The 20707-nt window shown below is 72.8% G+C and carries 19 protein-coding genes; 11 read left to right on the forward strand and 8 right to left on the reverse strand.

Annotation, left to right across the window (positions count from 1 at the left end; translation table 11 throughout):
* The first annotated feature begins 4 nt into the window (after positions 1-4).
* The 8 genes from ACFV7R_RS37370 to ACFV7R_RS37405 are packed head-to-tail and all read left to right on the forward strand — an operon-like array spanning position 5 to position 8703.
* A complete protein-coding gene (locus tag ACFV7R_RS37370; protein ID WP_385272086.1) occupies positions 5-313 on the forward strand; it encodes an acyl carrier protein in 309 nt (102 codons plus the stop codon).
* Positions 310-3381: a type I polyketide synthase gene (locus ACFV7R_RS37375; protein WP_385272089.1), complete on the forward strand. Its 3072-nt coding sequence runs from the start codon at positions 310-312 to the stop codon at positions 3379-3381. Before ACFV7R_RS37370 ends, ACFV7R_RS37375 begins: the two co-directional genes overlap by 4 nt.
* Positions 3378-4403, forward strand: a complete 1026-nt coding sequence (locus ACFV7R_RS37380; protein ID WP_385272092.1) for a 3-oxoacyl-ACP synthase III family protein — start codon at positions 3378-3380, stop codon at positions 4401-4403. The genes ACFV7R_RS37375 and ACFV7R_RS37380 overlap by 4 nt, the downstream gene beginning before the upstream one ends.
* A complete protein-coding gene (locus ACFV7R_RS37385) occupies positions 4400-6352 on the forward strand; it encodes an HAD-IIIC family phosphatase (RefSeq protein WP_385272095.1) in 1953 nt (650 codons plus the stop codon). The genes ACFV7R_RS37380 and ACFV7R_RS37385 overlap by 4 nt, the downstream gene beginning before the upstream one ends.
* Entirely contained in the window at positions 6352-6591 is a 240-nt protein-coding gene (locus ACFV7R_RS37390; protein ID WP_129802917.1) for a phosphopantetheine-binding protein, read from the forward strand. Before ACFV7R_RS37385 ends, ACFV7R_RS37390 begins: the two co-directional genes overlap by 1 nt.
* The gene (locus ACFV7R_RS37395; protein ID WP_385272100.1) at positions 6588-6794 is read left to right on the forward strand and encodes a hypothetical protein; all 207 of its coding nucleotides are present in this window, start codon (positions 6588-6590) and stop codon (positions 6792-6794) included. The genes ACFV7R_RS37390 and ACFV7R_RS37395 overlap by 4 nt, the downstream gene beginning before the upstream one ends.
* Complete coding sequence (locus tag ACFV7R_RS37400; RefSeq protein ID WP_385272103.1) at positions 6791-7900, forward strand: alpha/beta fold hydrolase; 1110 nt, start codon at positions 6791-6793, stop codon at positions 7898-7900. The genes ACFV7R_RS37395 and ACFV7R_RS37400 overlap by 4 nt, the downstream gene beginning before the upstream one ends.
* Positions 7897-8703 carry a thioesterase II family protein gene (locus ACFV7R_RS37405; RefSeq protein WP_385272106.1) on the forward strand — a complete coding sequence of 269 codons (807 nt, stop codon included), beginning with the start codon at positions 7897-7899 and terminating at the stop codon, positions 8701-8703. Before ACFV7R_RS37400 ends, ACFV7R_RS37405 begins: the two co-directional genes overlap by 4 nt.
* Here the strand turns inward: ACFV7R_RS37405 and ACFV7R_RS37410 are convergent.
* The 4 genes from ACFV7R_RS37410 to ACFV7R_RS37425 are packed head-to-tail and all read right to left on the reverse strand — an operon-like array spanning position 8642 to position 13969.
* On the reverse strand, positions 8642-9520 hold the full coding sequence (locus ACFV7R_RS37410) for an MBL fold metallo-hydrolase (RefSeq protein ID WP_385272109.1): 879 nt from the start codon (positions 9518-9520) through the stop codon (positions 8642-8644). The two genes, ACFV7R_RS37405 and ACFV7R_RS37410, sit on opposite strands and share 62 nt — an antisense overlap.
* A gap of 26 nt (positions 9521-9546) precedes the next feature.
* A complete protein-coding gene (locus tag ACFV7R_RS37415) occupies positions 9547-11466 on the reverse strand; it encodes an AMP-binding protein (RefSeq protein WP_385272112.1) in 1920 nt (639 codons plus the stop codon).
* The gene (locus ACFV7R_RS37420; protein ID WP_385272115.1) at positions 11463-12632 is read right to left on the reverse strand and encodes a thiolase family protein; all 1170 of its coding nucleotides are present in this window, start codon (positions 12630-12632) and stop codon (positions 11463-11465) included. The genes ACFV7R_RS37415 and ACFV7R_RS37420 overlap by 4 nt, the downstream gene beginning before the upstream one ends.
* Before the next feature lie 14 nt (positions 12633-12646).
* Positions 12647-13969 (reverse strand): MFS transporter, encoded by a 1323-nt coding sequence (locus tag ACFV7R_RS37425; RefSeq protein ID WP_385272118.1) that lies wholly within the window; start codon positions 13967-13969, stop codon positions 12647-12649.
* Between the two features lie 184 nt (positions 13970-14153).
* Between ACFV7R_RS37425 and ACFV7R_RS37430 the strand changes: the two genes are divergently transcribed.
* Together ACFV7R_RS37430 and ACFV7R_RS37435 are read left to right on the forward strand one after the other, a co-directional pair.
* Positions 14154-14786, forward strand: coding sequence for a TetR/AcrR family transcriptional regulator (locus ACFV7R_RS37430; RefSeq protein WP_385272121.1), 633 nt, complete (start codon positions 14154-14156; stop codon positions 14784-14786).
* Between the two features lie 96 nt (positions 14787-14882).
* On the forward strand, positions 14883-15833 hold the full coding sequence (locus ACFV7R_RS37435; protein ID WP_385272124.1) for a DUF3068 domain-containing protein: 951 nt from the start codon (positions 14883-14885) through the stop codon (positions 15831-15833).
* A gap of 34 nt (positions 15834-15867) precedes the next feature.
* Here the strand turns inward: ACFV7R_RS37435 and ACFV7R_RS37440 are convergent, their stop codons facing one another.
* The 4 genes from ACFV7R_RS37440 to ACFV7R_RS37455 are packed head-to-tail and all read right to left on the reverse strand — an operon-like array spanning position 15868 to position 19786.
* Positions 15868-16776, reverse strand: coding sequence for a sugar phosphate isomerase/epimerase (locus ACFV7R_RS37440; protein ID WP_129802909.1), 909 nt, complete (start codon positions 16774-16776; stop codon positions 15868-15870).
* Position 16777: 1 nt separating this feature from the next.
* The gene (locus ACFV7R_RS37445) at positions 16778-17701 is read right to left on the reverse strand and encodes an ATP-binding cassette domain-containing protein (protein ID WP_385272127.1); all 924 of its coding nucleotides are present in this window, start codon (positions 17699-17701) and stop codon (positions 16778-16780) included.
* 4 nt (positions 17702-17705) lie between these two features.
* The gene (locus ACFV7R_RS37450) at positions 17706-18782 is read right to left on the reverse strand and encodes an ABC transporter permease (RefSeq protein WP_385272130.1); all 1077 of its coding nucleotides are present in this window, start codon (positions 18780-18782) and stop codon (positions 17706-17708) included.
* Complete coding sequence (locus tag ACFV7R_RS37455; RefSeq protein WP_385272133.1) at positions 18782-19786, reverse strand: sugar ABC transporter substrate-binding protein; 1005 nt, start codon at positions 19784-19786, stop codon at positions 18782-18784. Before ACFV7R_RS37455 ends, ACFV7R_RS37450 begins: the two co-directional genes overlap by 1 nt.
* Positions 19787-19944: 158 nt before the next feature.
* Here ACFV7R_RS37455 and ACFV7R_RS37460 point away from each other — a divergent pair, with 158 nt between their 5' ends.
* Entirely contained in the window at positions 19945-20706 is a 762-nt protein-coding gene (locus ACFV7R_RS37460) for a GntR family transcriptional regulator (protein ID WP_385272136.1), read from the forward strand.
* Position 20707: the final 1 nt, after the last annotated feature.

Raw genomic sequence — 20707 nt, forward strand, 5'->3', positions numbered from 1 at the left:
CGCCATGAGCATTGCCCACGACACCCGTACCGCCCCTGTGGAACACCCCCTGCACCCGGACCACGCGCCCGGCCTGGAGGCATGGCTGGCCGAACGCGTCGCCTTCCATCTGCACAGGTCCCCCGACGAGATCGACCCGGACACCCCGCTCGCCGACTACGGCATCGACTCGGTCGCGGCGATCAGCATCTGCGGCGAGATCGAGGAGCGGTTCCGGATCGCCGTCTCCCCGACGATCGCGTACGACTTCCCGACGGTGCACGCGATCGGCGACCACCTGGCCGAGCGGCTGGCCGCCGAGGACACGCGATGACGGAGACGACCGCAGTGACCTCCGTACGCGAGCCCGTCGCCGTCGTCGGCCTCGACTGCCGCTTCCCCGGTGCCCGCGACCCCCAGGAGTACTGGTCGCTGCTCATGGACGGCCGGGACGGCACCGGCCGGGTCCCCGAGCAGCGCTGGGACGCCGACCGCTATCACACCGCCGTGCCGTCCTCCCCCGGCAGCACGTCGGAGAAGCGGGTGCCCGGCCGGACCAACACCGTGCGCGGCGGCTTCATCCAGGACCCCGACGCCTTCGACCCCGCCTTCTTCGGGATCGCCCCGCGGGAGGCGCAGGCCATGGACCCGCAGCAGCGGCTGCTGCTGCAGAGCTCCTGGCGGGCCCTCGAGGACGCCGCCGTCGCGCCGCAGGACCTGGCCGGGACCGACACCGGCGTGTTCGTCGGCGTGATGGCGAACGAGTGGGCGTATCTGCAACTCGCCGACTACGACCGGATCACCGCCCGCTACGGCTCCGGCAACGGCTACTTCATGGGCGCCAACCGCGTCTCGTACCACCTCGACCTCAAGGGCCCGAGCCTCGCCGTGGACACGGCCTGCTCCTCGTCCCTCGTCGCCGTGCACCTCGCGATGAGCGCGCTGCGCTCGGGAGAGTCCGACTACGCGCTGGCGGCCGGCACCAACCTGATCATGACGCCGGTCATCAACATCTTCTACGCCCAGGCCGGCCTCTCGGCGCCCGACGGCCGCTGCAAGCCGTTCAGCGCCCTGGCCGACGGCATCGGACGGGCCGAGGGCGTGGCCGTGCTGGTGCTGCGCCGGCTGAGCGACGCGCTGGCGGACCGTCAGCCGGTGTACGCGGTGCTGAAGGAGACCGGCACCAACCAGGACGGGCGCAGCAACGGCATCACCGCGCCCAACCGCTGGGCGCAGCAGCGGCTGATCGAGTCGGTGTGGCAGCGGGCCGGCGTGACCGCCGACGACATCCGGTTCGTCGAGGCGCACGGCACCGGCACCCTGCTCGGCGACTTCATCGAGGCGCAGGCCCTCGGCGAGCTGACCAGCGGGCGCAGCGGCGGCAGCGTCGCGCTGGGCTCGGTCAAGAGCAACTTCGGGCACGCGGAGGGCGCGGCCGGGATCGCCGGGCTGATCAAGGCCGTCCTCGCCCTGCACCACCGCACGGTGCCGCCGAGCCGGTTCGCCCACGAGGAGAACCCGAAGCTGGACCTGCCCGGCCGCAGGCTGACCCTGCTGAAGTCGCCGCTGCGGCTGCCGTCGGGCACCGTGCACGCCGCGGTCAGCAGCTTCGGCATGGGCGGCAGCAACGCGCACGCGGTACTGGCGTCCGCGCCCCGCGCGGTCCACCGCGGCCGGCCCGGCGCGCCGGGGGTGTTCACCGTCTCCGCCCGGACCCCCGAGCGGCTGCGCGCCAATCTGCTGGCGCAGGCCGACGCGCTGGCCCGCCGTCCGGAGCACCAGCTGGCGCAGCTGTGCTGGACCAGCAACCGCGTCAAGTCCCGGCTGCCGCACCGGGCGGCCGTGGCGGCCGGCGATCTGCCCACGCTGGTCGCGGAGTTGCGCAAGGCTGCCGAGCGTGCCGAGGAGGCGTCGCGGGTGGACACGGGGCGTCGGGCGGTGGGGTCGGTGGCGTTCGCCTTCACCGGTCAGGGCGCCCAGCATCCTCGTATGACCGCGTCCTGGTACCGGTCGTGCCCCGCGTACGCACGCCACCTCGACGACATCGACAAGGAGCTCGCCCCGCACACCGGACGGTCGGTGCGCGACCTGGTGCTCGACGGCGATCCCGAACTGCACCGGGCGCGCTTCGCCCAGCCGGCGCTGTTCGCGGTGGGGTACGCGATGGCGGCGACCCTCACCGAGACCGGGATCAGGCCGTCGTACGTCATCGGGCACAGCATCGGCGAGTTCGCCGCCGCCTGCGTGGCCGGGGCGCTGGACGTGCCGGACGCTGCGCGGCTGGTGGCCCGGCGCGGGGCGCTGATGGAGTCGCTGCCCGAGGACGGCGGGATGCTCGCGGTGGGCCTGGACGCCGCGGAGGCCGAGGCGCTGCTGGTGGGGCGGCAGCGCCTCGGTCTGGCCGCCGTCAACGGCCCGCACGCCACGGTGATCGCCGGGGACCTCGAGGAACTGGCCCAGGTCGAGCGGGAGTTGAGTGATCGGAAGGTGACCGCGCGGCGGCTCACCGTGTCCCACGCCTTCCACTCGCCGCTGATGCGGCCGGTGGTGGAGGAGTTCCGCGCGGAGTGCCGGGACGTGCCTGCCCGGCGCCCGCTGCTCCCGGTGTTCTCGACGGTGTACGGCCGTGAGCTGACCGGCGAGGAGACCATGGACGCCGGCTACTGGGCCCGGCAGATCACCGCGCCGGTGCGGTTCGCTCAGGCCGCCGGTGCCCTGCTGGCCGGCGGGGTCACCCACGTGGTGGAGATCGGACCGCGCTCCGTACTCACCCCGCTGCTGGCCCGGCTGACGACGGACGGGCATCCGGCGAGCCTGCACGCCGCGCACCCCGGGGAGCACGCGCCGGGCCACCGGCCGCAGCAGCTGCTGGGCGAGCTGTGGTGCGCCGGGCTCGCCCCTCAGTGGGACGTGCTCTACGACGAGGCGGACCGGGTGCCGCGCCGGCTGCCGCCGTATGTGTTCGACGACTCGTTCCGGGCCTGGCGCTCCGGCGCCGCACCCGGCCTTCCGGAACTGTCCGCGCCGCACGTCCCCTCTGGCGCGGACACCACCGCGGTGCCGAGTGGCGCGGACCGCGGTGCACCGTGCCCGCCGGCCCCGGCGGAGGACCTGCCGGACTCCCTCGCCGAACTGACACGCCGTCTGGTGTGCCGGGTCGGCGGGCACGACCCGGGCCATGTGCACGACCACTCCCGGCTGCACGAGGACCTGGGCTTCGACTCGATCCGCGTCATGGAGCTGAAGGCACGCATCGAGCACGCGCTGCCGCGGCTCGGCGAGCTGCCGGTCGAGGACCTCCTCGCCAGTCTGCGCACCGTGGGCGACCTCGTCCGCTACCTGCGGTCCCTGCACCTCACCGACGCCCCCGTACCCGCAGCCCCGGAAGGAACCCACCGATGACCGCCCCCACCGCCTACCTGGCCTCGGTCGGCACCTGCCTGCCCGGCGACCCGGTGGACAACACGACCCTGGCCAAGCTCGTCGGCGTCGACGAGAGCTGGGCCGACATGTTCATCGGCAACACCGGCCGGCACTTCGCCGTCGACCTGGCGACCGGTCAGGTCCGGCACACCCTCGCCGACATCGCGGCGACCGCCGCCGACCGGGCGCTGGCCGAGGCCGCACTCGAGCCCTACGACATCGACTGCGTCGTGATGGGCACCGCAACCCCCGACCAGCTGATGCCGGCCACCGTGAACCTGGTGGCGGACCGGCTCGGCATCGACAACGTCCCCACCTACCAGCTCCAGTCCGGCTGCGCGGGAGCCGTGCAGGCCCTGGACGTGGCCCGCACCCTGCTGCTCGCCGGGCGCTGCCGCACCGTGCTGGTGATCGGCGGCGACGTGTGCGCCAAGCACCTGGAGACCGACTTCGACCCGGGCAGCCGCACCTCCGCCGAGCTCGTGAACTACGTGCTGTTCGGCGACGGGGCCGGCGCGGCCGTGCTCAGCGCCGAGCCCGTCGGCGGTACGGGCATCGAGATCCGCCAGGTGCTCAACCGGCTGGTGGGCCTGGGCCGGGAGCCCGGCCAGGTCATCGACTGGTTCGGGCTCGGCGACCGGCACAGCGACCGCACCGCCGTCTCCGAGGACTACAAGGCGATCGAGGAGACGGTGCCCGCGCTGGCCCAGCAGATGTTCTGGGAGCTCCTGGAGGACCTGGGCTGGGCCGCCGACGATGTGGACTTCCTGCTGCCCCCGCAGCTGTCCGGCCGGATGAGCGACCGCATCTCCGCCGAGATGCCCGCCCCGGACGCCCGCCGGATCAACGTGGTGCGCCACGTCGGCAACAACGGCAACGCTCTGCCGTTCCTCCAGCTCGCCGAGTTGCTGCGGCAGTGGGAGGGGCCCGGGCGGGCCGTCGCGGTCGCGGTCGAGTCCAGCAAGTGGATCAAGTCGGGTATCGCCCTGGAGCGGTCATGACGCAGACCGAGACGCACCTGGAGAGCACCGTCGGTCCCGGCACCTGGCACGACCCCCGGGCGCTGCGCACCCTGCGCATCCTGCACCGGTCGGGCAGGCTCGCCGCCGAGTACCGGGCCGTCCCGGGCCTGCTGTCCTGCATGCCGGCGGCCGACCTCCCGGCCGCGGGGCAGCTGCTGTCCCGGCTCGACCCGACGGAGGTACGGCGGCACGCACCCGACGTGCCGGTGGTGTCCGTCGCCGTCACGGGGCACTCGACGGTGGCCCCGGTCGTCGCGCCGCTCACCGCCGAACTGGCCCGGCACGGGCTGATGTTGGAGCCGAAGGTCGCGCCGTACGGGGCGTACGTACAGGACCTGATGCGCCCCTCGGACGAGGCGCTGCCCCAGCTCACGCTCTGCCTGCTCGACGCGTACACCGTCTTCGACGACGTCACCGTGCCGTGGCGGGCGGAGGACGTCGAGGCCGCGGCGCGGGCGAAGCTGTCGCTGCTCGCGGGTGCCGTGCGCGCCCATCAGGAGGCGGGGCGCGGGCTGCTCGTCCTCAACACGGTGCCGCTGCTGCGCCGGTTCACCCACCAGCTGGTCGACCTGCGTTCCCGGGCCCGGCTCGGCGCGGTGTGGCGGGAGTTCAACCGGGGGCTGCTGTCACTCGCCGACCAGCATCCCTCCGTGGTCACCGTCGACCTCGATCCGCTGGTCGGCGAGGGGGTGCCCGCCTGCGAGCCGCGCACCGCGCAGTACGCCCGGGCCCGGCTGTCCGACCCGCTGCTGGCCGCCTACGCCCGGGAGGCCGCCCACGTGGTACGGGCCCGCCTCGGCCGCACCCGCAAGGTGCTGGTGCTCGACCTGGACGGGACGCTGTGGGGCGGGGTGCTCGGCGAAGCCGGGCCGCACGGCATCGAGCTCGGCGCGGGGCTGCGCGGCGAGGCGTTCCAGGACTTCCAGCGCACGGTGCGCCAGCTCGGCTCGCAGGGCGTGCTGCTCGCCGTCAGCAGCAAGAACGACGACGATCTGGTGCGCGAGGTGCTCAAGGGGCACCCGGCCATGGTGCTGCGCGAGGACGCCTTCGTGCGCGTCAACGCCAACTGGAAGGCCAAGCACGACAATCTGCGGGACATCGCCGACCGGCTGGGCCTCGGCCTGGACAGCTTCGTCTTCGTCGACGACAGCCTCTTCGAGTGCGGACTGGTCGCGGAGCGGCTGCCCGAGGTGGCCGTGGTCCCGGTCGACGAGGAGCCGGCCCTGCACCCGTCGGCGCTGCTGGCGGACGGCTGGTTCGACCTGTTCGAGCTGACCGAGGCCGATCTGGAGCGGGCGGGCCGCTACCGCACCGAGGCGCTGCGGCAGGAGTTCCGCGAGGACGTCGGCTCCTACCAGGACTACCTCGAAGGGCTCGGTATCGAGGTGGTCCTGCGCCCGCCGGACGAGTCCGAGCTCGCCCGGGTCTCCCAGCTCACCCTGCGCACCAACCAGTTCCACCTGGCCACCGAGCGCCTCCAGGTGCCGCAGGTCGCCGACTGGACGGCGCACCCCGGCCGGCATGTGATCGCGGTCCGGGCCCGCGACCGGTTCGGCGACCACGGGCTGATCGGTGCGCTGTTCCTGCGGCGCGAGGGCGAGTTGCTGCGCATCGACAACTTCGTGCTGAGCTGCCGGGTGTTCTCCCGGGGCATCGAGAGCGCCTGTGTGGCGGCGGTGCTGGACTTCGCCCGGTCCACCGGGGCGAGCGCCGTGACGGGCCGTTACCTGCCCTCGCCGCGCAACTCCGCCTTCGCCACCTTCTACGCCGACCACGGCTTCGCCGTCCTGGGCGGCGACGGGGACGACCCGGACGCCGTCCACTTCCGGCACGACCTCGCGACCGTCGCCCCGGCCCCCGCCCATCTGCGGCTGGACGCGGCGTTCGGACCCTTCGACGCGGCAACCGACGGACACGGAGACAAGTGATGACCACGGCACTCGCCGACCCCACTGAGTTCCGCATCCTCCTCGAGGAGGAACTCGGCCTGCACGTCGACGCCGACGACCTCGACCGGCCGCTGGACGACTTCCCCGACTGGGACTCGGTCCTGCTGCTGCGGCTGGTGACCGTCGTGGAGAGCCTCGCCGGACGGCGGATCCCGGTGGCGGACCTGCTGCAGGCGCGTACGTTCCGGCAGTTGTACGAGGCGGTGGCGGGCCGATGACCACGACGCCCGAGCCGGACCCCGAACCCTGTCTGCGGTTCCACGCCCTGTTCCTCGACACCCAGCTGGACATCTTCTGCCCGCCCGGCCTCGCGCGGCTCGTCGCGGGCCGCGGGCGCGGCCGGCCGCCGGCCGGCGATCCCCCACCCCTGCCTGACAAGGAGCCGGAGGACATCCCGGCAGAGAAAGGAGCGGTCCGATGATCCCCCTGGCCGAGCTGCGCAGGTTCGCCCTCCCGCACGCGCACGCCCAGGGCGTCCCCCCGGACGTCCTGCACCGGGTGCTGCACCAGCTGAGCGACGACGCCAAGGACGAGGGTCCCGGCGCCTGGACCCACGCCTGGTCGTCGCTCGCGGTGGCGGCCGAGGCCCGCGGCCGGAACCTGGACGCCGTCCGCTACTACGCCATGGCCCGCTTCCCCTACGTCGACGGCCCGGAGCGGCGCGCGGCGCAGGACGGCTGCGTGGCGGCCTTCGACCGCTGGCGCAAGCGCGCCGGCGGGATCACCCGGCTCGACCTGCCCTTCGACGACACGGGTTTCGCCTGCTGGGCGGCCGGCCTGTCGCAGCATCGACGGCTGCCGCTGATCCTCGTCGTCGGCGGCATCACCGGCACCAAGGAGCAGTGGGCGCCCGTCCTGGCCGAGGCCGACCGGCTGGGCGCCGCCGTCGTGGTGACGGAGCTGCCCGGGGTCGGCGAGAACACCCTCCCCTACGGAACGGACAGCACCCGCATGCTGATGTACCTCGTCGGTCTGCTCGGCCGCGCCGCCGACACCACCCGCACCTGTGTCGTGGGCCTCAGCTTCGGCGGGCACCTGGCACTGCGGTACGCCCTGGCGGACGACCGTGTCCGGGGCCTGGCCACCGTCGGGGCACCGGTCCGGGACTTCTTCGTGCGCGCCGCGCAGGGCACCGGGCTGCCGCAGCTGGTGAACCTGACCCTGTCCCACGTCACCCGCACCCCCCTGGACCGTCTCCCGGCCGCGCTCGCCGACTGGGGCCTGGCCGAGGACGAACTCGCCCGGCTGCGCATCCCGGTCGCCTGTGCGGTGAGTCGCGACGACGAGATCGCGCCGTACTCCGACGCGGAGTTGCTCCAGCGGAGCGTGCCGCATCTGCGGCTGGTGGAGAACGACGTGCTGGGCGGCGCGCCCGAGCGGGCGGCCGAGACCCGGCTGTGGCTGCTGGCGCAGGCGCTGCGGATGGCCGGTACGGCCGGTGGCGTGCGGCGGGCCGCGTCCGCCCGGGCCCGGGTCCTCAGGGCACGTCACCGCCTCGCCCGTACGTCGGCGGGAGCCCCCGTATGACCACCAGTGCTCCGGCGTCCTGCCTGGGCCGGGAGCCCCGGGCGGATGCCCGGCTGCGGCTGTTCTGCTTCCATCACGCGGGCGGCGGGGCCTCCTTCTTCGCGTCCTGGCCCGCCCGCGTGCCGCCCGAAGTGGACGTTCTGCCGGTGCAGTTGCCCGGCCGCGAGGCCCGCCTTTGCGAGCGCCGCTTCCAGGACGCCGGCGAGGCGGTCGAGGCCCTCGACCGCGACCTCGGGTCCCTGCTCGACGAGGGGCCCTGGGCGGCGTACGGGCACAGCATGGGCGCGCTGCTGGCCTTCGCGCTGGCGGCGGCCCGGCTGCGGGCGGGCGCCCGTGGCCCCGAGGCGCTCTTCCTCGGGGCGTACGCGGCGCCGCACCGCACGCCCACGCTGCCGGCGCCCGACCGGTACGACGACGGTGAACTGGCCCGCCTGCTGGTGGACTTCGGCGGGCTCGCCCCGCAGTTCCTGGACCGGGCGGACTGGCTGCGGGCGCTGCTGCCGGTCGTACGGGACGATCTGCGGATCTGCGCCAGCCATCGGCGGGCGCGGCTGCCGGACCCGGACGACGAACGGGCCCGGCTGCCGCTGGACGTGGAGGCCTTCGCCGGCACCGACGACCCGCTGGTCGACGCGGAGGCGGTACGGGCCTGGGCGCGGTACGCGCGCGGCTTCCGCCTCACCACCGTCCCCGGCGGCCACTTCTTCCCCCGCGAGGCGCCCGTGCCGTTCTTCGACCGGCTCAACCGCTCCCTGGACCGGCTCCTTGCCGCGCAGGGCCCACCACGCGCGGAACCCGGCTGATCCGCCGCTCGATGTCGTCGGCGTTCTTCGCATACAGCGCGCGCTGCTCCTCCACGCCCGGCATCACCCACAGCGGGCGTGCGGAGCCGTCGGCGAAGGCGAGGCCCTCCGTGTCGGGGCGCAGCCCGGTGAGGGTGAGCGCGAAGGACTCCAGGTAGTCGATGCCGCCGTCCGCGGCGAGCCGGAACGGCCGGTCGTGGCCCGGGTAGATCAGGTCGGACACGGCCAGCACCCGGTCGATGCTGCGGGCGGCGGCGTCGGAGTCCCAGAAGACCAGCGGGTTGCGCCGGGTGCGGGCGACGTACGCGAAGTGCAGGGCGTCGCCGGTGATGGTGGCGCGGCCCGCCTCGGTCTGCACGACGACGCCGATGCTGCCCGGCGAGTGCCCGGGCAGGGCGATCACGGACACGCCGGGGATGAGCTCCTCGCCGTCCGCCACCTCGCGGACGGGCAGTTGCTCCAGCAGCAGCCCGGTCCAGGCGGGCGTGGCCCAGTCGTTGGCGTGCGGCGTGTGGGCGTAGCGGCGCTCGTCGGGGTGGAGGACGAGGGTGGCGTGCGGGAACAGGTCGATGTTCTGCACATGGTCCCAGTGGGCGTGGGTGAGGACGACGGTGTCGATGTCGTCGGCGGTCAGGCCGTGGGCGGCGAGCGCATCCCACAGGAAGGGACGGCGGCCGACGTGGGCGGCGTCGACGAGGAGGGTGCGGGGCCGTCCGGCGGCGTCCGGGCCGCGGACCAGGAACACCCCGCAGAAGGCGGGATAGCCCTGGTCGGTGTCGATGGCGAAGCCGGGCAGGAGGATGTCGATCGTCGGCATGGAACTCCCTTGGAGGCGGGGGCTGTTCACGGACGGTGGTCGGGTGTGCCGGGTACGGCCGTGCGGATCGCGTCGAGGCTCGCCGGGTTGACGAGCGTGGACAGATCGCCGGGCTCCTCACCGGTGACCAGGGCGCGGACCAGACGTCGCATCACCTTGCCGTTGCGGGTCCTGGGCAGCTCGGGCACGGCGACGACCCGGCCGGGCCGGAACGCGGGTCCCAGCGCGGCGGCGACCCGCTCGCGGATCCGCTCGGCGTCCGCCGCGTCGAGGGTCCGGCCGGGGGCGGGAACCGTGAAGCACCACAGGGCCTCGCCCGAGACGGGGTGCGGTATGCCGACGGCGGCGGCCTCGGCGACGGCCGGGTCGCCGAGGACGGCGTCCTCCACTTCGGCGGGTCCGAGGCGCTTGCCGGCCACCTTCATGACGTCGTCGAGCCGGCCGTGCACGAACCACTCGTCCCCCGACCGTGACACCAGATCGCCGTGGGACCAGCGCCCCGGCCTGCGCCCGAAGTAGGCGTCGGCGAACCGCTCCCGCGCCTGCCACAGCCCCCGGGTCATCCCCGGCCACGAACGCCGTACGACCAGCTCCCCGAGCCGCCCCTCGGCCACTTCGGCACCGGCCTCGTCCTCGACGGCCGCGTCGATGCCGAGACACGGTCCCGTGAAGCCGCACGGCGACTGGGGCAGGGTGGGCGCGGAGGCGAGCAGGGAGCCGCCGACCTCGGTGCCGCCGCAGATGTTGATCACCGGGCAGCGTTTGCCGCCGAACTCGGCGGAGTACCAGCGCCACGCCTCCTCGGTCCACGGCTCCCCCGTCGAGCCGAGGACCCGCACGGAGGGGGGCGCGGCCGGGTGCCGTGAGTCCCGTGCCATCAGCATCCGGGACAGACTGGGCGAGCTGCCGAAGACGGTGACCTCGTGCTCGTCGAGCAGCCGCCACAGGCGACTCACGTCCGGGTGGTCGATCGCGCCCTCGTACGCCAGGACGCAGGCACCGGCGAGGGTGGCGCCGATCGCGACGAGCGGGAACATGATCCAGCCCGGGTCGGTCACCCAGAACACCATGTCGCCCGGCCGTAGATCGAGGTTGTAGCGGGTCTCGCTGCCGACCTGTGCGGGGAATCCGCCGTGGGTGTGGACCGCGCCCTTGGGGCGGCCGGTGGTGCCGGAGGTGTGCAGCAGGAGGAAGGGGGCGGCCGCGGAGAGGGATTCGGTTCCGACGGGTTCGGCGGCGGCCAGCCGCTCCCAGTCGCCCGATCCGTCGGCCACGACGACGAGTCGACGTACGCTCGGCGCCCCGGCCATGGCCGTGCGCGCCACCGCCTCCAGGTCGTACCGGCGTCCGCGCCGGAGGGTGGAGCGTGCGGTCACCAGCACCCGGGCGCCGGCGTCGAGGAGCCGGAGCGCGATCGCCTCGGCGCCGAAGCCGGAGAAGAGCGGCACGAGGATCGCGCCGATGCGCGCGCAGGCGAAGAGCAGGACGAAGGCATGGGGACCGGGGGGCAGACAGCACGCCACCCGGTCCCCTCCCCCCACCCCGAGCCCACGCAGCCCGCCGGCCACCCGGGCGCTGTACGCGGCGACCTCCTCGTACGACAGCGTCCCGAGCGTCCCGTCCTCGCGTTCCCAGCGCAGGGCGGGCGCCTGCCCGCGGCCCTGCCGGAGGTGGCGTTCCAGGCAGGAGTCGACGAGGTTGGTGCGCCCGCCCGGGAACCACCGGGTGAACGCGATGCCGCCCGACTCGTCGCACATACGCTGCGGGCGCACATGCCAGACGATGCCGATGTCCGGCAGGGCCCGCTCCCAGAACCACTCGGGGTCGGCCGCGGACCGGGCCTGGAGTGTGCGGTAGCCGCCCTCGACGCCGTGCCGGCGGCAGAAGGCGGCGATGTTGCCGTGCTCGGTGAACTCCGGTGTCGGGTACCAGGCGTAGGCGCTCATCGGGCCCCGTTCTCGATCAGCGCGGCGATGGCCTGGCCGCCGCCGATGCACAGGGCGATCACGCCGAACCGGCCGCCCGTGCGGCGCAGTTCGTGGGCCGCCTTGAGCAGCAGCACCGTGCCGGTGGCGCCGATGGGATGGCCGAGGGCGATGGCCCCGCCGTTGGGGTTGACCCGGTCCGGGTCGAGTTTGAGGGTGTCCATCACGGCCAGCACCTGGGCCGCGAACGCCTCGTTGAGCTCGATCACGTCGATGTCGTCGAGGGTGAGGTCGTGGCGCTGGAGCAGGGCGCGGATCGCGTCGGCGGGGGCGACACCCATGATCTCCGGCTCCAGCGCGGTGACGACCGCGTCGAGCAGCCGGCACAGCGGGGCGGGGCCGCGCTCCAGGTCGCCGGCGCGCATCAGCAGCACGGCGGCGGCGCCGTCGTTGATGCCCGCGGAGTTCCCGGCGGTGATCGTGCCGTCCTGCGCGAAGACCGGGGGCAGGGCGGCGAGCTTCGCCACCGTCGTGCCGGGCCGGGGGTGTTCGTCGCGCTCGACGATGCCGTCCGGGGTGGCGACGGGCACGATCTGCGCGTCGAACCGCCCCGCCGCCACGGCCGTGGCCGCCCGGCGCTGGCTCTCGGCGGCCCAGCGGTCCTGGCGTTCCCGGGAGATGCCGTACCGGCCCGCGACCACCTCGCCGGTCATGCCCATCGGGTAGTGGCCGAAGGGGTCGGTGACCAGGGAGACGGTGCCGTCGACGGCCGGTTCTCCGGGCAGTTCGTCGCGGGCGCGTTCGCTGTAGTCGAGCCGCGGCTGACGGGTCATCGACTCGTTGCCGCCCGCCACGATCACGTCGGCGAGGCCGAGGGCGAGGCTCTGCGCGGCCGACCAGACCGCCTGGAGTCCGGATCCGCACAGCCGGTTGACGTTGTGGGCGGTGACCCGCACGGACAGGCCCGCGCTCAGCGTGGCACGCCGGGCGTTGAACGCCTCGGGGCCGACCTGGCCCACACAGCCGAGGACGACCTCGTCGACGGCGCCGAGCTGCAGCCCGGCACGGACGACGGCCTCGCGGACGACAAGGGCGCCGAGCCGGTGGGCGGGGGCCGAGCTCAGCGCGCCCTGGTACCGGCCGATCGGGGTGCGGGCCCCGTTGACGACGGCGATGTCTAAAGGCATCGGGGACATCGGTTTCACTCCTCGGGACTCGTGCGGGTGAGCGCCGGGCGCAGGGTCCGGGCGTCCCGGTCGGGGCGGATCAGCAGCGCGGCGAGCAGGGCGCCGCCGATCAGCAGGCAGGCGGCCAGGTCGAAGGCCCGGCCGTAGCCGACGGTCTCGTTCGGCGCGGCGTCGATGATCCGGCCGGTGACGTAGGGGGCGAGCAGGCTGGAGAGGGCGGCGAGGGCGTACGACAGTCCGAGGGCGGCGCTGCGCCGGGCGGGCGGGCAGATGTCGGCGATGGCCGCGTTGGTGAGCGGGGTCTGGCCGTTGCCCGCGGAGAACGCCAGCACGAGCAGCGGCAGCAGGAGGGCGGCGGGACCGGCCCGGGTCGCGAGCAGCAGACAGAGCCCGGCCAGCAGCGGCAGCAGCGCGCCGAGCAGTCCCTGCGCGACCCGGGCGGTCACCCCCCTCCGCAGCAGCCGGTGCGCGACGGCGCCGGCGGTGAGGACCAGGACGGCCATCGACAGGGCGGGCAGCCCGACGATCGCACCGACCTCCGCGTCACTGAACCCCACCTGCTCCTCCAGATAGAGCGGCAGCCAGGCGAAGCCCAGGGCGAGCGTCCACATGACGGCAAAGGTGGAGAGGGTGGCGCCGAGCCAGGTACCGGTGGTGACGATGCGCCAGAAGGGGACGCGGGGGGCTTCTGGCGGATCGTCGTCCGTGGCTGCCGGGCCGAGCCGTGCTGTGTACGGTCCGCCGCCGCCCAGTCGCAGCCACGCGACCGTCCACACCACCCCCACGGCCCCGAGCAGTCCGAACACGGCGCGCCAGCCGAGGGTGTCGCTGACCAGGATGACCAGCGGCGCGGCCAGCACGGTGCCGCCCGCGCCGCCGGCGACGACGACGGCCGAGGGAAGGGCGCGCCGTTTCTCCGGGAACCAGGTGAACGCGGTGTAGTTGGCGAGCGGATAGCCCGGCCCCTCACCCGCCCCGAGCACCACCCGGGTGGCGACGAGCGCGCCGAATCCGGCGGCGGGGAGGAGGATCGGCAGCTGAGCCGCCGCCCACACGAGGGCGAGCACGGCGAGCAGGGGCCGGGGGTGGATGCGGTCGCCCAGGAAGCCGACCGAGACGGCGGAGAGGCTGAAGAGCAGATAGAAGCTGCTGGCGATGGTGCCGAACTCGGTGGCGGTGAGCCCGAGATCGTCCTTGATGGGCCCCGCGGTCAGCCCGAGGACGGCCTTGTCGGCGGCGTTGATCACGATGAACAGGGCCAGCAGGACGAGGACGGTCCGGGCGCGGGGCCCGGTGCCGTCGGACGCGGCGGGCTCGGTGCGGGCCTCCACGGTCATGCCCGGGCCGGCCGTTCGTCGTGCCGGTCGAAGAGGAACTTCATCCGGGCCCCCTTTGCCCCGAACAGACCCCCATGCTCCGAACGGAGCTCGGCGGAACGGAACAGGTCCGTTCCGTCTGGCCGGGAACGTACACCCGCCCGGAACGGAACGCAACCGTTCCGTCCGGTGTTAACCTCCCGCAGTGGACTCGACCAGGGACTCGACCGGCAGAAGCGCACTGGACCCCCGCAGGCCCACCGGCTCCGCGACGCTCCGGGAGTCGGTGACGGAGACGATCCGGCGGGCGATGTTCGAGGAGCTGGCCGAGACCGGGTACGCCCGGATGTCGATGGAGGCCGTCACCCGCCGGGCCCGCGTCGGCAAGGCCGCCCTCTACCGCCGCTGGCCCACCAAGGAGGCCATGGTGGTGGAGCTGGTCTCCGAGGCCGCCGCCGCCCACCTGCCGGCGACGGCCGACTCCGGTTCACTGCCCGCCGACGTCGAGCGCTTCGTCCGCGACACGATGGCCGACCTGCGCCATCCCCTGGTCGGCCGGATCATCCCGGACCTCGTCGCCGAGTCGGCCCGCAACCCGTCCCTGCGCGACGCCCTGCACGAGGCGGTCCTCGCGCCCCGGCGTGCCGCGGTGGCGACCCTCCTGCGGCAGGCGGTGGACCGCGGTGAGCTGCCGGCGGACATCGACATGGGCCTGGCCGTCGACCTCTTCGGCGCCCCGCTGTACTTCAGGGTGCTGGCGGTCGGCGGCCCCACCGACGACGCCTACGTCACCCGCCTCACCCACGCCGTGCTGGCGGCCCTCGCCGCGAGCCGCTGACCTGCGCCCCGGGCGGCGTTTTTGTCACGCGCATGCGTAGACGCGCCGTACGGCAAGCACCTACGGTCTCCGGGCAGCCAAGCCCTGGAGTGCCGGATGCGCCGTAGCTCCTCCCCCCTCGCCCTGCTCCTGCTGGGCCTGGGTGTCTTCCTGCTGGTCCTCGCGCCCATGCTCGCGTGGTACGTCAAGCCGCGCGCGGCGGTGAACCCGGTCGACATCGATGTGACCGCGGTCTACACCGGCACGGGCAGCTACTTCGACGTCGACGAGGCCGAGACGCTGCGCGAGAAGCGGATCACGGTCACCCAGCGGGTGCGCGGCGACGTCGGTGACAGCGAACGCAGCGGCCGGGCGGTGTGGGACGTGGTCACCACGGTCGACACGGACAAGTCCCTGCCGGCCGCCGATCCGCATGACGCGCTGGACTTCTCCACCGCCCGCTGGGTCACCGACCGCCGGACCAACCGGCCGGCGCACTGCTGCCAGGAGCAGCCGTACCACGAGGGCGAGGCCTACCTGAAGTTCCCCTTCGACGTACAGAAACGCCCGTACCGCTGGTGGGACAGCCAGCTCGGCGGGGCCGTCACCCTCTCCTACCGGGGCACCGAGAAGATCCGCGGCTACCAGGGGTACGTCTTCACGGGCACCGTTCCGCCGACAAAGATCGGTACCCGTCAGGTCCCGGGGGCCCTGGTCGGCCGGCCCGAGGCGGCTCAGGTGTTCGCCGAGGAGTGGTACTCCAACCACGGCATCAAGCTGGTCGTCGACCAGGCCACCGGCCGTGTCCTCTCCGCCCAACTGGGCCCCCGCCAGACCCTGCGCGCACCGGGCGGCACAAAGGATGCCGTGGTGCTCCTGGACGTGCCGAAGCTGAGCCACACGCCGGCCACGCAGGAGTTCGCGGTCGGCAAGGCCGAGGAGGACGGTGTGCGGCTGCGCGCGGTCGGGCGGACCGTGCCGATCGGTGCGGCCGCGGCGGGGTTCGTCCTCGCGGCCGCGGGGGGTGTGCTGCTGGTACGCGGGCGGGCGCGTCCCGAGGACGGGTGACGCGCGCGCCGCAAGAGACCCGAGACCGACGTGGTCAGGCGCCGCAGGAACGCAGGAACTTCCGGGTGCGGACCGCGATCGGCAGGGGCTTGTCCGGCTCGCAGGGATACATGTCCTGCTCGACGATCGCGAACAGCTCGACGCCGAGCCCCTGCGCCGCAGCCAGCACCGGCTCCAACTCCGGTACACCGGAGGGGGGTTCGCACATCACCCCGCGCTGCACGGCCGGCCCGAACGGCACCCCGCCCGCGACGACGTCGGCGAGGATCTCCGGGTCGACCTGCTTGAGGTGCAGGTAGCCGATGCGTTCGCCGTACGTCTCGATCAGCTTGACGCTGTCGCCGCCGCAGTAGGCGTAGTGCCCGGTGTCCAGGCAGAGGTTGACCAGCTCGGAGTCGGTGGAGTCGAGGAAGCGCTCGACGTGCGCCTCGGTGTCGATGTGGGTGTCGGCGTGCGGGTGGACGACGATGTCGAGGCCGTACGTCTCCTTGACCTCGTGGCCGAGGCGTTCCATGCCCTTGGTCAGGTGGGCCCACTGCTCGGCCGTGAGCTCCGGCGGCTCCAGGATCTCGGCGGTCTTGTCGTCGCGCCAGAACGACGGGATGACCACGAGGTGCCGGGCGCCCATGGCCCGGGTGAGCGCGGCGACCTGGCTGACGTGCTCCCAGGTGGACTCCCAGACGGACGGCCCGCGGTGCAGGCCGGTGAAGACCGTGCCCGCCGACACCTTCAGGCCGCGCTTGTCGACCTCGTCGGTGAGCCGGGCCGGGTCGGTCGGCAGATAGCCGTACGGGCCCAGCTCGATCCAGGAGTAGCCCGCCTCGGCGACCTCGTCCAGGAAGCGTTCCCAGGGCACCTGCTGAGGGTCGTCGGGGAACCAGACGCCCCAGGAGTCCGGCGCCGAACCCACCCGGATACGGTCGAGGGAAGGGGCGGTTGCCATGTCAGGAGGTCCCTTCGGGAGAAGCGGGTGATGCCTTCGCGGGCGCGGTGAGGTCTTCCTCTTCCGGAAGCTCCTCGACGTCGACGCCGCGCACCTGGGCCAGTTCGTGCTTGAGGGCGGCGAGTTCGGCGCCGCCGGCCATGTGGTTGGTCAGCTCCTCGAGGCCGATCTCGCTGCGGTCGGCGCTCAGTTCCAGGGTGCCGAGGCGCAGGACGCTGAAGTGGTCGCCGACCATGTAGGCGTGGTGGGGGTTGTGGGTGATGAAGATGACGCCGAGTCCGCGGTCGCGGGCGGCGGCGATGTACTTCAGGACCACGCCGGACTGCTTGACACCCAGGGCGGCGGTGGGCTCGTCCAGGATGAGGACGCGGGCGCCGAAGTAGACGGCGCGGGCGATGGCCACGCACTGGCGCTGGCCGCCGGAGAGCGTGCCGATGGGCTGCTCCAGGTCGTCGAGGACGATGCCCATGTTGCGCAGTTCCTCGTCGGCGGTCTTCTTCATCCGCTCGATGTCGAGGCGGCGGATCGGCCAGGGGCCCTTGGTCATCTCGGAGCCGAGGAAGAAGTTGCGCCACACCGGCATCAGGGGCACGGTCGCCAGGTCCTGGTAGACGGTGGCGATGCCCCGGTCGAGGGCCTCGCGCGGGGTGGAGAAGCGGACCGGTTCTCCGTCGACGAGGAACTCGCCCTCGGTGTGCTGGTGCAGCCCGGAGATGATCTTGATCAGGGTGGACTTGCCGGCGCCGTTGTCGCCGAGGACGCAGGTCACCTTGCCCGGGTGGACGGCGAGGTCGACGCCGTGCAGGGCGCGGATGTTGCCGTAGGACTTCCCGGCGCCGCGCAGTTCGACGATCGGCCGGTCCTGCTCGGGGACGGTGTCCTTCAGGACGGCTCCGTGGGTGCCGGTTCCGTTGGCGTTGGTCATTGCGTCACCTCCGGGTCGCCGTGCGACGGACCCACAGATTGATGAGGACGGCCCCGAGCAGCATCACACCGAGGAACGCCTTGAACCAGTCGGGGTTCCATCCGGCGTAGACGATGCCCTGGTTCACCATGCCGAACATGAAGGCGCCGAAGACCGGGCCGATCGCGGAGCCGTAACCTCCGGTGAGCAGACAGCCGCCGATCACCGCCGCGGCGATGAAGATCAGCTCCTGGCCGACGCCCTCGCCGGACTGCACGGTGTTGAAGGAGAACAGCTGGTGCATGCCGACGAACCAGGCACCGAAACCGACCAGCATGAACAGCGTGATCTTGGTGAAGGTCACCGGGACACCGACCGCGCGGGCGCTGCCCTGGTTGCCGCCGACCGCGAAGATCCAGTTGCCGTACTTGGTGCGCAGCAGCACCCAGGTGGCCAGGGCCGCGAAGACCAGCCACCACACCACGGTGATCTTCACCTGGACACCGCCGACGTCGAAGGACGAGGCGAAGATCGCCCGCGCCTGGTCGAAGCCGTCCATGGTGCTGATGTCGTCGGTCGCGACGTTGCCGGTGACCAGCTTGGTGACCGCGAGGTTCACGCCCTGCAGGATCAGGAAGGTGCCCAGGGTGACCAGGAAGCTCGGCAACCCCGTTTTCACCAGCATCCAGCCGTTGAACGCACCGATACCGAGCGACACCACGAGCGCGACGATCACGCCCATCCAGATGTTCAGCGTCAGCTGGTAGCTGAGCATGCTCGCGGTCAGCGCCGAGGTGATCACGGCGACACCGGCCGACAGGTCGAACTCGCCGCCGATCATCAGCAGCGCCACGGGCAGCGCCATGATCCCGATGGTCGACGCCTGGTACAGGACCGTGGCCATCGACGAGCCCTGGCGGACCGAGGGCGCCGCGATCAGGAAGAAGACGAACACCGCGACGGCGCCGAGGAAGACACCGACCTCGGGCCGGGCGAGCAGCCGCAGCGCCAGGGGACGCTGCCGGGTCCGCCCGTCGGACTGCCCGGGGCCGGGGGCCGGCGGGGTGGTCACCGCCGGCCCAGCCTGCTGGGCCATGCTCATCACCGGGTGCCCTTCGCGGCGAACCCGGCGATCCGCTCGACGTTGGACTTGTCGACGAACGCCGGGCCGGTCAGCACCGGCTGCTCACCGCCGCCGCTGTAGTTGCCGTTGTTCTTGAAGAGCCACAGGGAGTCGACCGCGAGGTAGCCCTGGAGGTAGGGCTGCTGGTCGACGGCGAACTGGATGTCGCCGCTCTCGATGGCGCTGGTGAGCTCCTTGTTGAGGTCGAAGGTGGCGACCTTGGCCTTGCTGCCCGCCTCGGACACCGACTGCACCGCGGTGAGCGCGAAGGGGGCGCCGAGCGTGACGACGTAGTCGAGGGAGCTGTCCTGCTTCAGCTTGGCGGTGATCGTCGATTTCACGGACGGCATGTCGGTGCCGTTGACGTTCAGGGTGTCCGTGGTGCCCGAGAACGTCTTCTTCACCCCGTCGCAGCGCTGGGTGAGGCCGATGTTGCCCTGCTCCTGGATGACACAGACGGCCTTCTTCGCGCCGACCTCGTTGAGCCGCTTGCCCAGCGCCTCACCGGCCACGGTCTCGTCCTGGCCGAAGAACTCCAGCAGGCCGAGGTCCTTCCAGTCGCTCACCCCGGAGTTGAGTCCGACCACGGGTATGCCGGCCGCCTCCGCCTTGCCGATGACGCCCTTGAGGGCGTCCGGCTTGGCAAGAGTGACGGCGATGCCGTCGACCTTCTGGTCGATCGCGTTCTGCACCAGGGTGGCCTGGTTGCCGGCGTTGGGGTCGGCGGAGTAGACGAGGTCGATGTTGTCCTTGGCGGCGGCGGCCTCGGCGCCCTTGCGCACGATGTCCCAGAAGGTGTCGCCGGACGCCTGGTGGGTGACGAGCGCGACCGTCATCCGGGGCGTGGTGGCCTTGCCTGCCGAGGCACCGTCCGCTCCCTCCTCGGCCTTCTTGCCGCCGGAGCTGCTGGAGCAGCCGGCGAGCACCAGGGCCGCCGCCGCTGCCACGGCCAGGGCGGGGATGATTCTGCGAGAGCGGTCCATCTTTCCTGCACCTCACTGTGCGACCGGGGGAAAGGCTGTGTTGGGACCGGATCCAACTCCCTTGGCGCCACCACTGTCAATACTTTGTTAAGACATCATTTCACAAACAGGTCAGAATGTAAGTACAAAGTGCTACGGTGGGCCGCGGGAGGGATGCCATGCCCAGCACTGACTCCGGACTCGCCGCCGTACGCTTCACAGTCGACCGCACCAGCCCCGTACCTCTCTACCACCAGCTTGCACAGCAGTTGGAGGCGGCCATCGAGCGCGGGGTGCTCGCCCCCGGCGACCGCCTCGGCAACGAGGTCGATCTGTCCGTACGTCTCGGACTGTCCCGGCCCACGGTCCGCCAGGCCATCCAGTCCCTGGTCGACAAGGGTCTGCTGGTCCGCCGCCGGGGCGTCGGCACCCAGGTCGTCCACAGCCAGGTCAAACGCCCGTTGAAGCTCAGCAGCCTCTACGACGACCTGGAGGCGGCGGGCCAGAGCCCCACCACGCGCGTGCTGCGGGCCGAGTCCGTGCCGGCCCCACCCGACGTCGCGGCCGCCCTCGGCGTCGCCGAGGACAGCGAGGTCACCGTTCTGGAGCGGCTGCGCTGCACCCACGGCCGGCCGGTGGCCTTCCTCGTCAACTACCTGCCCACGGACCTGCTGCGCCTGAACTCCGAGGCCCTCGAATCCACCGGCCTGTACCGCATGATGCGCTCCGCCGGCATCACCCTGCACAGCGCCCGCCAGTCCATCGGCGCCCGCTGCGCCACCGCCGAGGAGGCCGCGCTCCTGCAGGAGCGGGAGGGCGCCGCGCTCCTGACCATGCAGCGCACGGCCTACGACGACACGGGCCGCGCCGTCGAGTACGGGACGCACATCTACCGCGCGTCCCGGTACGCGTTCGACTTCCAGTTGCTGGTACGACCCTGAC

Origin of the sequence: Streptomyces sp. NPDC059866 (assembly GCF_042731325.1) — a bacterium.
Lineage (GTDB): Bacteria > Actinomycetota > Actinomycetes > Streptomycetales > Streptomycetaceae > Streptomyces > Streptomyces flavusporus.